Origin of the sequence: Streptomyces sp. NPDC019890 (assembly GCF_044903445.1) — a bacterium.
Classification (GTDB): Bacteria; Actinomycetota; Actinomycetes; order Streptomycetales; family Streptomycetaceae; genus Streptomyces.
Map to the genome: position 1 here is coordinate 95465 of NZ_JBJDQK010000013.1, position 13415 is coordinate 108879.

The 13415-nt window shown below is 71.0% G+C and carries 11 protein-coding genes and 1 pseudogene; 2 read left to right on the forward strand and 10 right to left on the reverse strand.

The window, feature by feature from the left end; genetic code table 11:
• Positions 1-25: 25 nt before the first annotated feature.
• Positions 26-793: pseudogene (locus ACI2LP_RS29035) on the forward strand (DUF1015 family protein); the annotation flags it as partial.
• Positions 794-1102: 309 nt separating this feature from the next.
• Here the strand turns inward: ACI2LP_RS29035 and ACI2LP_RS29040 are convergent.
• The 5 genes from ACI2LP_RS29040 to ACI2LP_RS29060 all read right to left on the reverse strand — a co-directional run bounded on the left by ACI2LP_RS29040 (position 1103) and on the right by ACI2LP_RS29060 (position 6769).
• Entirely contained in the window at positions 1103-3937 is a 2835-nt protein-coding gene (locus ACI2LP_RS29040; RefSeq protein WP_404727497.1) for a type 2 lanthipeptide synthetase LanM family protein, read from the reverse strand.
• Positions 3938-4080: 143 nt separating this feature from the next.
• Positions 4081-4281: a DUF6229 family protein gene (locus tag ACI2LP_RS29045; RefSeq protein WP_404727498.1), complete on the reverse strand. Its 201-nt coding sequence runs from the start codon at positions 4279-4281 to the stop codon at positions 4081-4083.
• A gap of 176 nt (positions 4282-4457) precedes the next feature.
• Positions 4458-5732 carry an MAB_1171c family putative transporter gene (locus tag ACI2LP_RS29050; protein ID WP_404727499.1) on the reverse strand — a complete coding sequence of 425 codons (1275 nt, stop codon included), beginning with the start codon at positions 5730-5732 and terminating at the stop codon, positions 4458-4460.
• Positions 5729-6262, reverse strand: a complete 534-nt coding sequence (locus ACI2LP_RS29055; protein ID WP_404727500.1) for an ImmA/IrrE family metallo-endopeptidase — start codon at positions 6260-6262, stop codon at positions 5729-5731. Before ACI2LP_RS29055 ends, ACI2LP_RS29050 begins: the two co-directional genes overlap by 4 nt.
• 66 nt (positions 6263-6328) lie before the next feature.
• A complete protein-coding gene (locus tag ACI2LP_RS29060) occupies positions 6329-6769 on the reverse strand; it encodes a helix-turn-helix domain-containing protein (protein ID WP_404727501.1) in 441 nt (146 codons plus the stop codon).
• 311 nt (positions 6770-7080) lie between these two features.
• Between ACI2LP_RS29060 and ACI2LP_RS29065 the strand changes: the two genes are divergently transcribed.
• Positions 7081-8001, forward strand: a complete 921-nt coding sequence (locus tag ACI2LP_RS29065; protein ID WP_404727502.1) for a LysR family transcriptional regulator — start codon at positions 7081-7083, stop codon at positions 7999-8001.
• An 11-nt stretch (positions 8002-8012) separates the two neighbouring features.
• On the opposite strand, the gene ACI2LP_RS29070 is transcribed toward ACI2LP_RS29065, so the two are convergent.
• The 5 genes from ACI2LP_RS29070 to ACI2LP_RS29090 form a co-directional block, all read right to left on the reverse strand.
• Positions 8013-8372 (reverse strand): ArsR/SmtB family transcription factor, encoded by a 360-nt coding sequence (locus ACI2LP_RS29070; RefSeq protein ID WP_404727503.1) that lies wholly within the window; start codon positions 8370-8372, stop codon positions 8013-8015.
• Between the two features lie 43 nt (positions 8373-8415).
• On the reverse strand, positions 8416-9615 hold the full coding sequence (locus ACI2LP_RS29075) for a prephenate dehydrogenase (protein ID WP_404727559.1): 1200 nt from the start codon (positions 9613-9615) through the stop codon (positions 8416-8418).
• A 112-nt stretch (positions 9616-9727) separates the two neighbouring features.
• Positions 9728-11551 (reverse strand): asparagine synthase (glutamine-hydrolyzing), encoded by a 1824-nt coding sequence (gene asnB / locus ACI2LP_RS29080; protein WP_404727504.1) that lies wholly within the window; start codon positions 11549-11551, stop codon positions 9728-9730.
• A 94-nt stretch (positions 11552-11645) separates the two neighbouring features.
• Positions 11646-12104: a hypothetical protein gene (locus ACI2LP_RS29085; RefSeq protein ID WP_404727505.1), complete on the reverse strand. Its 459-nt coding sequence runs from the start codon at positions 12102-12104 to the stop codon at positions 11646-11648.
• Positions 12105-12113: 9 nt separating this feature from the next.
• Positions 12114-13406 carry an MFS transporter gene (locus tag ACI2LP_RS29090; RefSeq protein ID WP_404727506.1) on the reverse strand — a complete coding sequence of 431 codons (1293 nt, stop codon included), beginning with the start codon at positions 13404-13406 and terminating at the stop codon, positions 12114-12116.
• Between the last annotated feature and the right edge of the window lie 9 nt (positions 13407-13415).

Sequence of the window (13415 nt, forward strand, 5' to 3'; positions counted from 1 at the left end):
GAGCACGGAAGACCTGGGACACCATATGAGTGCGCAGACACTGCACCCCGCGGGCATCCTCGACCGCCGCAGGCCGACCGGCCTCAGCCTGCACCCCTTCCGCGGCATTCGCCGTTCCCAGCACGCCCTGGCTCGCGACCAGGAACCCGCCTTCTACATCCTGGAGCAGCGCCGCGGCGCGGCGCTGCTCCAGCGCGGGGTGATCGGCACGCTCGACCTGACGACGTCGCAGCGGGCGATCCTGCCGCACGAACATGTCATCGCCGACAAAGTGGCCCTGCAACGCCGGATCATTCGCCTCGCCGGTGGCAACCCCGAGCCGCTCCTGCTGGCCTGCCAGGGCGCGGACGACGCCCACGAGGTCATGGCACGGATCACCACAGGACGCCCCGACACGACCGTCGAGGCAGCCGACGGAACCCGGCACAGCCTCTGGCGCTGCGCCGACGTCGGCCACCAGCGAGTCATCGCGGCGGACTTCGGCGTCCGCAGCGCCCTCATCGCCGACGGCCATCACCGGTACGCAGCGGCGCTGAAACACCGCCGCCGCTTCGCCGGCCGCTCCGGACCGTGGGACCGCATCCTGGCCCTGGTCGTCGACACCCGGCGCCACCCACTGCACCTGGGGGCCATCCACCGCCACCTGCCGGACCTGGCATCCCATGAGGCGGCCGCCCGCGCCGCTGCCGTGGCCACCGTTGAGGAGGTCTGTCCCCGAACGCACCTGCAACCGCGCCCCGGTGAACTGATCCTCCTCGGCGAAGGCCGCGGCTGGTCCGTCACGGCGCCCCGTACGGGGGAGGTGCGGGCTGCCCTGGCCGGACATCCCAAGGTCTGGCATTCTCTCGACGCCGCAGTCCTCCACCACCTGTTCATCGATCGCGTGTGGCGCAATCCGTCCGGTGCTCACCAGGTCAGCTACGTGCCCGACCTCACGCACGCCCCCACCACCGGTACCCTCGCGCTCCTTGCCCCACCGAGGGAGGACGACGTGCGCCGCTTGGCCGAACGCGGCACTCGCATGCCGCAGAAGTCGACCTCCTTCGGCCCGAAACCTCTTCCCTGGCTGATCACTTACCACCACGGTTTTCAGACCCGGGCGTCAGTCGAGGAGCAGGGGATTGGGCAGGGTGGCCGCGGGGTGCATGCGCAGGAGGGTGTGAAGGACTCCTGCGAGGCCGGACATGAGGCTGGGGGAGAACGCTTCGCGGGCCAGGCCGCCGACCGGGCCACGTTGTTCGAGGCCGGTGAGGATTTCGGCGTCGAGGTCAGAGGGGTCGCCGAAGTTCAGGGACGTGAGGAACTCCCAGAGGCCGAGATCGCCGTGGCACAGGGTGTGGCTCCAGCCGAAGCCCTCGGCGGCACAGGCGCGTGCTGCGCGGTTGGCCATGTCGAGGTGGGCGGGATCGCCCGCGCGCCGGTGGAGATCGAGCATGCCGATGCCGACTCCCGCGCTGCCGTGGCACCAGCTGGTGAAGAAGTCCTCCTCCGCGCCGATGCGGACATCGCGCCAGTTGCCGTGCTCGGGCTGGTAGAGGGACTCCTGGTAGGCGAAGGCCCGCTCGGCGAGGTGGGCCCAGCCGCTCCGTTCGGCCGCGGAACCCGCGTCGCTGAGGGCGAGCCGGGTCAGCGCCCAGCCGATCCCGGTGGCGCCGTGGGCGAAGCCGCCGATGCCCTCGGGGTTGAGCCGGGTCGTCCAGCGGGCGCCGCTCGCGTCGACCGTGGCCAGCGCGGTCAGCCGACGGCCGATGTGCGTGGCGGCGCCGAGCCAGCGGTCCTGACCGGTCGCCGCGGCCAGGTTGAGGAGAGGGACCACTCCGCCGGCCGCCCCGTTGAGGAGGTCCACCTCGACGTCGTCCTCGACCAGTCGGCCCTCCGCGAGCAGCAGGGCCCTTTCGGCGGCCCGCTCCAGCAGCCAGTCCTCACCGAGCACCCGGTGCAGCGCCATCCACGTCCACACCTGCGACGCGGCACCGCTGAACGCCCCGGGTGACGGCGTCGGCGTCCGGTCCTCGGTGCCGACCAGCACCCGCAGCGCCCCCTCGAACGTCTCGGCGACACCCGGCACCTCGTCCGCCCGCCCGGCCCGCACCTCTCTCACGTACTCCGCGAGCGTCAGCGCCACCCCGCCCTGCCCGGTGTAGAGGTCGGCGGGCAGCACCCTGATGGACCACCCAGCGGGGGTGAAGACAGGGCTGATCCAGGTGACCGTACCGTCCTCGCCGCGCACCGCCCCGTCACACAGCCGCCGTACCATCTGCGCGGCCAGGTCGCGGCGGCGCCGCTCCCGGTCACGGGCGTGCGGGTCGCGGGCGGCGGCCTGCACCCGCTCGGGCAGCGAACGCTCATTGAGGTACGCGCCCACCAGCGCGTCCTGGATCACCGACTCCTCCAGCGCCAGGTCGGTGGTGCGCCAGTCCTCGACGGTGGTCCGTACGGCGGCCGCGTCCACGGTGAAGCTGAACATCGGTACGTCGCCGGCCAGTAGGTCCGCGATCTCGCCGTCGATGGCCGCGCGGTCGGTCGGCGCGCCGGGCAGCACCTCGGCGTTGCGCCGCAGGATGTCCCGGGCCCGCTCGAGTGCCGCCGCCTCGTCGTGCAACGACGCCGGGTGCCACAGCATCCGGCCGATGTCGACGTACGCCTGCGTCGGCCGCAGGATCCGCCGCGCCTGGGCGCCTTCGAAGCGGCGCAGCAGCCGGTACGGGTCGACCCCGGGCCGGCGCAGGTGCGCGGTCATCTCGAGGAAGCCGGCCAGGATCCGGTCCCAGTACGTGCTCAGCACCGGGGTGGGGCTGGGGTGGTTGCCCGCGGTGGGCATCGCCACCAGGTCCACCTGGAAGCGGGCCGCCGCGCTGCCGCCGTCCGCGATCACCGGGTTCGGGATCAGCGGCTGCTGGCCGGGCAGCGCCCCGACCCCGGAGATGTCCACCCCGCCGAGCGCGAAGCCGGTGCCGCGTACGGGCAACAGTCCGGTACGCAGCACCGTACGGCGGATGGCCGCCGCCGCCACGTCCACCGCGTCGCCCCGGCCGCTGGGCGGGAAGGGCGCGGGGGCGTCGAAGAGCGTCTCGGCGTCCACGATCACCGGCACCGGGCCCGCGGCGATCATGTTCTCGGCGTGCATGTCGGTGCCGCCGGTGAAGCGGAGGACGGCCAGCCAGTGTCCGACGTTGCGGTAGAACGCGGCGAGTTCGGTGTCGTCCGCGCAGTAGCGGTGGCGGACGAACTCGGCCCAGCCGTAGCCCTCGCGCGCCAGCGTCCGCGGCACCCGGATGCGCTCATCCGGCGCCGGGGCACCGGGGAGGTCCGCGTAGAGCTCGTCCAGCAGCGCGCCCAGAGCCACGTCGGCCTCGGACGGCCGGGGCTTGTACATGACGCTCCCGCCGGCGAAGTCGACCCGGCTGACCGTCAGGCCGCCCCGGTGGGTGTCGCCCGCACCGAACGCGACGGCTCGCATCTGCCCCGCGGGTCCCCCCAGCAGCGGCCGCAGCAGTTCGCGGTCCGCGGCGAGCCGCTGCGCGAAACCGGCCGTCGCCGCCACCGAGAGCCGCGCCACCGACGCGATCCGCGGGCCGGCGCTCGGATATCGGCCGGCCAGCCGGTCGAGATAGCCCTCCTCACCGGCCTGCTCGATGAACGCCGTCCATGTCCTCGTGTCGGATCCGGCCGCTGCGCCCTGGGCGGCCCGCCCGCCGCCTGCTGCCATGCGCAGCGCGTGCAGTTCAATCAGGAACAGGCGGGACAGCTTCGCGTGCAAGGACTTGAGCAGGGCAGTGTGGCCGGCCTCCAGCACCGCCTCGCGTTCCTCCCGGCCCAGGGCGTCCACGGCGGCCAGCCGCCGGGCCAGCTCTTCCCGCCACGGGCGGGCGATGGTTCGTACGGGTTGGGCGAACCATTCCGCCTCGTCCCTCTTTTCCGGCGCCGATCCGCTCACCGTCCACCCTCCCCATTCCGCCGCACGTTCGCGCCCCTCCGGGGCGCCCAAAGTGGCGCGGGGAACTGCGCGTTCCCGGGTGCGGACGCATCGTGGCCCGGCACGCAGTTCCCCACGCTCCTACCTAATGGCGCCGCAGGCGATCAGCAGCACCAGCTGCCGTGCGACCCGCTCGGGCTGGAACAGAAGCCGTAGAGGGAGTCGCTCGGGTCGGTGAGTGCAGCCTCGGCGGCGGCGCCGCCGACGTAGAGGGGCCCGGCGGGGTTGGTCTGGCCGTACGCGCTCTCGGCGCCCGACAGCCAGGCGTCGAGCACGGCGGTGGTGGAAACACTGGTCTGGGGCATCAGCAGCCTCCGGACGTGGGGATTGGGACGGATTGCCCAGCCCTGAGTATCGCCGGATTCGAACACCCGTCAGACGACCAATCCGGCCAAAATCGTTTGGTGTTGGTGCGGCGTACCGCTGTCTGTGGGGCGGACGGGACGGCGGACTGCGAGCGGTGACCCGAGTGGGTGGATCTTCAGCGCGGCCCGCACGATCCGGTCGCGGATCGGTCGGTCCCGCGCGAAGCGTCCGTTCCTGGCTCGTCCGCCGGCACGTGCCGGGCAAGGGCAGCGTCCCGGAGGGCCTCGCCGACGATCGGGGAGTGCGCGAACGCCTCCGAGACCTTCATCAGCCAGGCAATCTCGTCGGCCAGAGTTACCCTGACCGGCCCCTCGACCATCCCGTCAGTGCCCGGTTGACGTCCGTTCTCCCGCGCCCGCAGGGCGGAGGCGAGCTGCGCGGCCTGCACGACCGCCTGGAGATCGTCTCCCCGCAGTCCGGCTGCAAGTCCCCGCTTCACCGCCGCGCCGGTCACGCCAGGTACTACCCGGTCCCGCAACGCCAGTTGCCCGTCCCTGATCTCGATCACCCGTCGGTACAGCCGGAAATCCAGACCCGGCGCGCCGAACACCTTGGCCAGCCAGGAGATGTGGGAACGGAGCGCGATCGCCGGCATCGCCTGGTACAGCGCGAGCCACAGCGGGCGGAGCCTGCGGTACCGCCGGTGCTTTCTCAGGCACTCCGTGACGCCGTACGCCTGTGGGCCCCACCCCGGCAGGGTCCAGCCCAGGAGCTTCAGCAGCGACCCGATGTCGCCGCAGGTCCACGCCAGTTGGCCCCAGCCGGGCGGGGGCAGGTGCGCACACCGCGCGATGGCGTCGGCGGCTCCCACCGCGCTGTAGGACAAGGTGAGCACCGCGCCGACTGCCGTGGTGAGCAGGCCACAGCGCAGCCACAGGTGGGAGACCCTGGCGTACTGCCAGCAAAGGAAGCAGACCTCGGTTTCGACGATGCCGTAGACCGTGTTGTAGAGCAGGGAGTACGCCGCGGAGTACCCACGCTCGGAGGCCGGAACGAGCAAGCCGGCCGAGGGGCTCCTGCTGAGCACGGTGAGCAGGAACAGGACGAACATGCCCACCACCGCCGCGCCGGTGAGCAGCAGGCGTCTGGCCGCCCGGCGGCGGGCCCGTTCCGGCGGTTCCATCCAGTAGGCCAGCAGCACCTGCTGGCCGGCCGCGAGGGACATCACGGATGCCTGGAGGGCCAGCGAGGCGGCCCCGGGCAGACCGGACAGCCGGTCGACGGCCGCCCAGACAACCGGCAGCGACACAGTGAAGCTGACCGCGGAAAAGCCGAGCACGCAGCACAGCGCGATCAGCGCGGTGTCCGCCCGGGCCCGGCGCAACCCGCTCAGCTTGTACAGCAGGGCCAGCCAGGCGGTGACCGCGCACAGGGGATGCAGGAGGGTCATCGGTCCGGGTCGGCAGGCTGGTGGCGCAGCGACCGGTCGAGTCTGTCCACGACCCCCGCCGCGTCGGACGGCACGCGCCGGACGGGTTCGCTGGGCCGGCGGCTGACGCGTTGGAGGATGAGGGACGCGAAGATCTCTGCTTCCTGCTCCTCGGCCTGCGCGTAGTGCTTCCGGTGCAGTACGCGTCCGATCATCTGCGGATCGAGAGCGGACAGCATGCCGTGTAACGCGTTCGCGTTCTGCGCGGCCGGCTTGCCGTGATCGCACAGCAGATGTCCCAGCTCATGAGCGATGATGTGCTCTTGGTGGAACGGGCTGGTGCGCTCCTCGAAGAAGATGTAGTCCGTCGCCGAAGTGGAGATCCACAGGCCGCAGGGCCCGTCCGCCGGCAAGGAGACCGCCTCCAGGTGTATCGGCCGTCCTCTGTCTTCCGCCACTCGCTCGCAGAGGACCCGGACGTCGAACGGATTCGGGATGTCGAGGTCGCGGAGCAGTGCCTCGCAACGCCGGTACATCCTTCTGAGCTTCACCCACTCCCCCTCATGACGTCACGGCCGCCATGAGGGGTGTCGGCTCACGGCGCTCACCGCTACACGCTATCCAAGATCCGTTTCGTCGTTCGACAGCCCCTCCAGTTCACGGACCCGCTCGATGACCTCCTTGATCGACGCGAGACTCTTGGGAGAGACCCCCGCCGCCCGCAGGGCGACCATCTGCACCCCGGTGTCCCTGAGCGCAACGAGCAGCCCCAGCTCAGCGTTGACATCCGCCGTCACCTCGTCGTCGAAGAAGTAGGCGGGAGGTACGCCGAAGAACTTGGCCAGCGCCGTGAGGTGCCGCAGCGTCGGATTGTCCCGCTGCCCCTTGCGCAGCAGCCAGATGTAGCTACCTGAGATCGACACGCCGGTCTCGGTGATCGCCTTGGCCACTTCTTCGACGCTGAAGGGGCCACGCCCCGCAGGCACCACCGTCCGGAACAGGTGGTTCAGCTTGTCAGCGAGCGATTGCCGACCTGCCGCCGCACTTCCGTCGTCCACTGCGATACCTCTCCCGGGCAGTCCCGTGCCCGCGTTCGCACTCGCGGTCCCACTCGCTCCCTCAAGCTCCCACACTCGTGTGGAGCCGTCAACGGCCCCATCTTCTATGTCCGTTGACATCGCCACTCCTTTCGACCTAGCGTCCCAGTGAGCACATCAACTCATGTTCAGAAGGCCAGGAGTTCACATACTTCACAAGTTGACAGACCGTCACCGCCGGAACGCCGGGAGGGGCACCGCGATCGCGGTGACGAACGGTGTCCGTCGGCGACGGCGTATCCGACCGTCGTACCGAACCCCCTGGAGACACCTTGCGACGCGATCTGGACATCCGCCTGCTCCGTACTCTCGTCACGATCGTGGACACCGGCGGCTTCCGCCGGGCGGCGGAAAACCTCCACATGTCACAGCCGGCCGTCAGCCAGCATGTGCGTCGGCTTGAAGGGTTGATCGGCGGCTCGGTCTTCCATCAGACCGGCCGCAGCCTGCGACTGAGCCGCAGCGGGGAGGAGTTACTGCAGTACGCACGACGGCTGGTACGTCTCAACGACGAACTGGTCGGTCAGTTGTCGCCCGCGCGCACCGGACGGCGCCTGGTCATCGGCGTGTGCGACACCCTGGCCGGCATCCTGCCCGTGCTTCTCTCGGAGTTGTCGGAACGACATCCGCAGTCGATGCTCACCGTCCGCACCGGTGAGAGCGGCCGGCTGGCCGAGCAGGTCGCGAGCGGCGCGGCCGACATGGCAATGCTGCTGCAGCCACCCCGTACGGCACAGGACCGCTCGATCGGGCATCTGGAGTGCGCCTGGTTCGGAGAGCAGGCCGCACTGGCCGCCGATTCGCTCCCGGTCGCCGTCGTCGCCGAGCCGTGTCCGCTGCGCCGGCTGACCGAAGAAGCCCTCGAAGCGGGATGCGTGCCCCGGCGGACCACGTACGAGGGAGTCGGGCTGGAAGGGGTGGTCGCGGCGAACAGATCCGGGCTCGGAGTCAGCCTCCTCTTCGCAGGTGCCGAGGCGCTGTGGGGCCTGTCGCCCATACGACCCGGAACCCTTCCCGAGCCGGCCCGGCCGCTGCCGGTGACGCTCGCGGTGGCGCCGGGCGTCCACGCAAGGATTGCGGACTCCTTCGTCGCCTCCGCCCGACACGCGCTTCGTGACCATCCGGTGAGGCCCGACCCGCTCGATGCGTCGGACCGGCACCCGACGGAACTCACCGCCTGCCGCGGGCGCTGACGGCCGGGCGGCTACCCGGCCGTCTGTGCTTCACCCGGCTCGGCGGACGGCAGTGCGAGGGTGTTGTCACGGGCCATACTCCGGAAGACCGAGTCGAAGAGGCCGGGGAACCGGGCTTCGAGATCGTCCAGCCGCAGGGAGATGAACCTCCAGGTGCCGTCCACCCGGGTGTGGGTGAGCCCGGACTCGCGGAGCACCTTGAAGTGGTGGGAGAGCGTGGACTTAGCCAGCTGGGAGTTGAGCTTGCTGCAATTGCGCTCCTGACCATTGGCCAGGTCCCAGACGATCCGCAGTCGCGCGGGATCGCTGAGCGCGTGGAAGACGGCGGGGAGTTGGATGTCCTCGCGGGCGGGATGGCTGAGTGAGCGCACCGAAGCTCCGTGGTTCGCTTGTTTGAAATCCTTGAAACCATGACTACCGTACAGCCCGGTCACGGCCCCCGGGAGGGCCGACGGGTACGGGGGCGCCACCGGTCTGCGCGCCGTGCCGCACCGGCCGGCCGTTCTGTGACCGCCGCCTGCGCCCGGCGGAGTGCACCATCCAGCCTTCCTCGTTCAGCCGGTGAACGAGATCCCGGGCCCGGACGGGAGCCACCATGAAACGGGCCAGTCCGCCCGGTCGGCCGACGGGGTATTCGGTCGTCACCCGCCCCACGGGTCCGGCCAGCTCACCGACCCTGGCGAGGAGCTCGGCCAGGGCCCCCGGTTCGTCGCCGAAGGCCACCGAAACGGGCACGGAACCGGCCTGGGCGCGGGCGTCCGTTCCCGGTACCCGGGCCTGTCCGGTCACCCCGCGGGACAGCAGGTCGGTCAGCCGCGCCATGTCGGCCGCCTTCGCGTCGCCGCGGGCGGCGGATGACAGCCCGCGCAGAGCCCCGATGGTCTGCGACAGGTCCGCCGCCAGCGCGTCGAGTACGTCGGCCACCTCGGCCGAGTTCTCCGCGAGGATGTCTGACCACAGGCCGGGGTCCGAGGCCGCGATCCGCGTCACGTCCCGCAGTTCCGGACCCGCGAGGCGGGCGGCCACGTCCGGGGCGTGCGCCAGACGTGCCGCCATCAGCGCGGCCACCACATGCGGAACGTGGGAGACCAGGGCGACGAGCCGGTCGTGGAGCGGGCTGTCCATGACCATCGGCACCGCCCCGCACGCGGCGACCAGTGACAGCGCCCGGTTGAGTGTCTCGGGACCGGTGTCCGGTGTGGGCGTGAGCACCCATGTCCGGTCCTGGAAGAGGCCGGCATGGGCGCCGAGCGGGCCGGACCGCTCCCGGCCCGCCAGTGGATGACCTCCGATGAAGGCAGAGGTGTCCACCCCGCCGACAGCGAAGGCGCGTTCGGGCGCCCGTTTCACCCCGGCGACATCCGTGTAGCTGAGGGCCAGCCCGGCCCGCTGCCTGTCGGCGAATACCGGTGCGACCTGGCTGGGCGGCACAGCGAGCACCGCCAGGTCCACCGGTGCCCGGGGCGGTGCCAGGGTTCCGGCCCCCAGTGCCGCAGCCGTCCGGGCCGCCGAGGGGTCGGTGTCGATGAGGTGCACCCGGATCCCGCCCCGGGTCAGCGCGAGTGCCACGGATGTGCCGATCAGGCCGGTCCCCACCACGGCCGCCGTACGGATGCTCACCGGGCGCTCCTCGAGACAGGGGCCCGGCTCGCCCCACACCGTGACCCGTGAAACCGGGGCGTATTGGCTCTCGCGTACCCGCGGATCGTCCACCGTGCCGCCCGCGTCACAGGACCACGTCGATCCGGTAGCGCCGCAGCCAGGCGTCGAGTTGAAGGATCCGGGGCATCATGGGAGGCGGGCTGAAGGACCCCGAGCCCTCGGCCGCGCGCACCATGCCGGCGACGGCGGTCGCGTCGACAAGTTCCAGCACGGGCGACGAGGCATCGTCCAGCAGCGCGCGGGCCTTCTCCCGCGTCGCCGTCAGATAGGCGGCACCGACCCCGGAGGGGAATGCACTCTTCGGACGATTGACAATGGCGTCCGGTACCAGGCCCACGGCCGCCCTGCGCAGGACGCTCTTCTGTATCCCGCCGGCGGAGTGCTGTGCCCACGGGATGTTCCAGGCGTACTCGACCAGCCGGTGGTCGCAGAAGGGCACCCGCACCTCCAGTCCGACTGCCATGCTCATCCGGTCCTTCCGGTCCAGGAGGAACGGCAGGAACCGGGTGAGATTCAGGTAGAACACCTCGCGCATCCGGCGCTGCCGCGCGTCCTCGCCCGGCAGGACGGGTGTCTCCCGTACCGCCTCCGCGTAGCGGTCGGCAGCGTAGGCGTTGAGGTCCAGCTTGCCCCGCAGATCGGGCGCGAGCACGGCGTTGCGGTCGCCGGCCCCCGCGGCCCATGGGAAGGAGTCCGTGGGCCGGGCCGCTTCGGCCGCGTACCAGGGGTAGCCGCCGAACACCTCGTCGGCGGCCTCGCCCGACAACGCCACTGTGGAATGCCGGCGCACCTCGCGGAAGAGCATGAGCAGTGAGGCGTCCAGGTCTCCGATGCCGGGCAGGTCACGGGCCGCCACCGCGTCCTCCTGGCACGCGTACAGCTCCCCGGCATCCAGGATGATCTCCTGGTGCGCAGTCCCGATGTGTTCCGCGGCCGTCCTCGCGAACGGGGCGTCGGCGCTCGAGTGGAGCGCGTCGGCCCTGAACTCCTGCTCCCGCTGGACGAAGTCGACGGAGAAGGTGGAGATCCTCCCGCGGCCCTGGGCCGTGAGGTGCCGTGCGGCCAGCGCCGTGACCAGGCTGGAGTCCAGGCCGCCGGAGAGCAGACTGCAGATCGGCACATCGGTCACCAGCTGGCGGTCGACGATGTCGACGAGCAGGTCTCGTACGGTGGCGACCGTGGTGTCCGGGTCATCCCCGTGCGGACGCGCCTCCAACTCCCAGTAGCGCTGCGTCCGTACCCCGTCGCGGCCGCACCGGACCACCGTGCCCGGGGCCACTTCGCGCATGTCACGGTAGACGGCGTCGCCCGGCCTCTTGGCGGCCATGACGAACAGGTCGGCGAGCCCCTCCAGATCGACACGGGCCTTGAACAGCGGGTTGGCCAGGATCGCCTTGGGCTCCGACCCGAAGAGCACGGCCGAGCCCAGGACGGCGTAGTACAGCGGCTTCACGCCGAGGCGGTCGCGTACGAGAACCAGTTCTTCGGAGCGCTCGTCCCAGAGCGCGAAGGCGAACATGCCGTTGAGGTGCCGGGCCAGGTCGGCACCCCATTCCAGGTAGGCGTGCAGGACCACCTCGGTGTCGGATCCGGTACGGAAGACATGCCCCTTGGCGGCGAGCCGACCGCGCAGCTCCTGGAAGTTGTACACCTCCCCGCTGTAGCTGAGCACCACGGTGCCCCGCTCTTCCCGGCTCGTCATCGGCTGGGTGCCGCCATCGAGGTCGATGACGGACAGCCGCCGATGGCCGATGCCTGCCCTGGGCGAGAGCCAGGTGCCCGCGGCGTCGGGACCGCGGCACGCCATGGTCCGGGTCATGGCCTCCACCGTGGCCTTTTCCAGCGTGAGATCACGTTCCCAGTCGGCCCAGCCGGCGATTCCACACATGCGTTGCTCCTTCGTCCATTGGGTGTTGCGTCGTCCGGCGTGCCCCAGGCACGGGTGCGGCCCGGTCACGGCGACAGGGCCGCCGCACGGCAGGTCAGTCCTCAGTCGCGCCGGTGTCGGTCCGGCACGTCCAGCTGCAGCCGCGCTCCGCGAGTTGGTGGGAAAGGGCCGCGTCCAGCTCACGGGCCGTCCGGTAGCGGAAGTCGACGCAGAACTCACAAGGCCGCTTGAGGGTCAGCTCGACTCCCTGCTGCTGGACCCGCTCGCGGTAGTCGTAGATGCCGCAGCGCTCGACCTTGAGGTGCCGGACTCCGTCCGCCTCCGTGGTGGTGTACTCGGAGCCGTACACCTCGAGCATGCTCGCCAGGCCGTCGAGGAGGCTGCGGCGCTGATCGGAGGCGTCGGGGAGCCTTTTCCTGGTGGATTCGGCCGTGATGCCGGCCATGTATTCGGTCCACTCCGGAAGCCGTTCGGCACCCATGTACTTCTCGATGGCTGCCTGCGTCCGGAAGTAGACGCCAAGGACGAACTGGGCTTTCTCATGGTCATTCATGACGGGCATTCAGCTTGCCTTTCCTTCTCGGCTGGGTACGGGATTCCCGGCGGTCGCGGTGCTCGCCCCCGAGGGCGATCCCTCGGCGGCCGGGGGCTTGGAGACAAGGACCAGGGGGACGACGACGATCGTGCACAGCGCGCAGAGCACGCCGATGACGAGGAAGCCGGCGCCCGACGACAGCAGCGCGGCGGCGGCCGCGGTTCCGGCCATCACGCCGACGTACTGCGCGGAGGCGTTCAGTGAGAGCGCGGTCCCGCGGGCGCGGGGGCTCAGCTCACTGACGAGCGTGGTCAAGGACGCCTGCCCGAAGCCGATGGCCGCGCCCCACACGCCCTGCACCACGATGGCCGCGACGAGGGCACCGGTGGACAGGGAGAAGCCGATGACGGCCAGCGAAGCCACGGTGCCGGCGGCGGCGATCACCAGCCTGCGCCCGTACCGGTCGGCCGTACGCCCTCCGTAGAGATTGCCGACGACGCTGCATCCACCGGCCAGCAGCATGGCCAGGCCGGTCTGCCCGGTGCTCAGGGAGAAGTTCGCCTGGTAGAACTCACCGACGTTGGCGAACATCCCCTGGAGTCCGGCGCTCCAGAACATCGTCGAGCCCAGGACGAACAGCACCGGGGTCATCGACACAGCGGCCTTGAACTGACCGAGGTACACCTGGACCGGTCCGCCCGGCAGCTGACGGGGCGGCTGCCCCGCCGGGAAGCGAAGCACCGCGCAGAACAGGGCGATGACGCCCAGCGCGCCGAGGCCGAAGAAGCACCAGCGCCAGGAGGCGGCCTCCGCCACGAGCGCGCCGGCCGGCACACCGATCACGGACGAGCCCATGAGCATGCCGGTGATCACGCCGATGGCCGACCCCCGACGCTCGGCGGGCACCCTGTCGGAGACGGCGGCGAAGACGCTCGGCAGCAACATGGCCGCCCCCAGTCCGGCCAGCGCCCGGAAGGTGAGCGTGAGGGCGAAGCTGGATCCGACCCCGGTCAGCGCGGTGCTGACCGAGAAGACGACGAGCCCGAGGATGGCGGTGGGCTTGCGGCCCCAGCGGTCGGACACCGGGCCGAACAGCGGCCCGAGCACGGCGTAGACGAGCGCGTAGGCCGTGACGAGCAGTCCTCCGGAATGCGCGGACGTGTGCGTGGCCGCGGCGATGCTGGGGATCAGGGGGGAGACGACGAGTGTGTCGGAACCGACCAGCAGGGCGGCGAACGCCCCGACGGCGAGCAGGGCTTTGGTCTGCGGTTCGAACGGCGCGGGACGGGCGCGGCCGCCGACGGCTGCGGTGGCGGACATGAAACCTCC

Coding starts and splice junctions, on each gene's coding strand:
- ACI2LP_RS29090 (WP_404727506.1), bottom strand. CDS start 13,406: ATGTCCGCCACCGCAGCCGTCGGCGGCCGCGCCCGTCCCGCGCCGTTC.
- ACI2LP_RS29050 (WP_404727499.1), bottom strand. CDS start 5,732: ATGACCCTCCTGCATCCCCTGTGCGCGGTCACCGCCTGGCTGGCCCTG.
- ACI2LP_RS29085 (WP_404727505.1), bottom strand. CDS start 12,104: ATGAATGACCATGAGAAAGCCCAGTTCGTCCTTGGCGTCTACTTCCGG.
- ACI2LP_RS29045 (WP_404727498.1), bottom strand. CDS start 4,281: ATGCCCCAGACCAGTGTTTCCACCACCGCCGTGCTCGACGCCTGGCTG.
- asnB (WP_404727504.1), bottom strand. CDS start 11,551: ATGTGTGGAATCGCCGGCTGGGCCGACTGGGAACGTGATCTCACGCTG.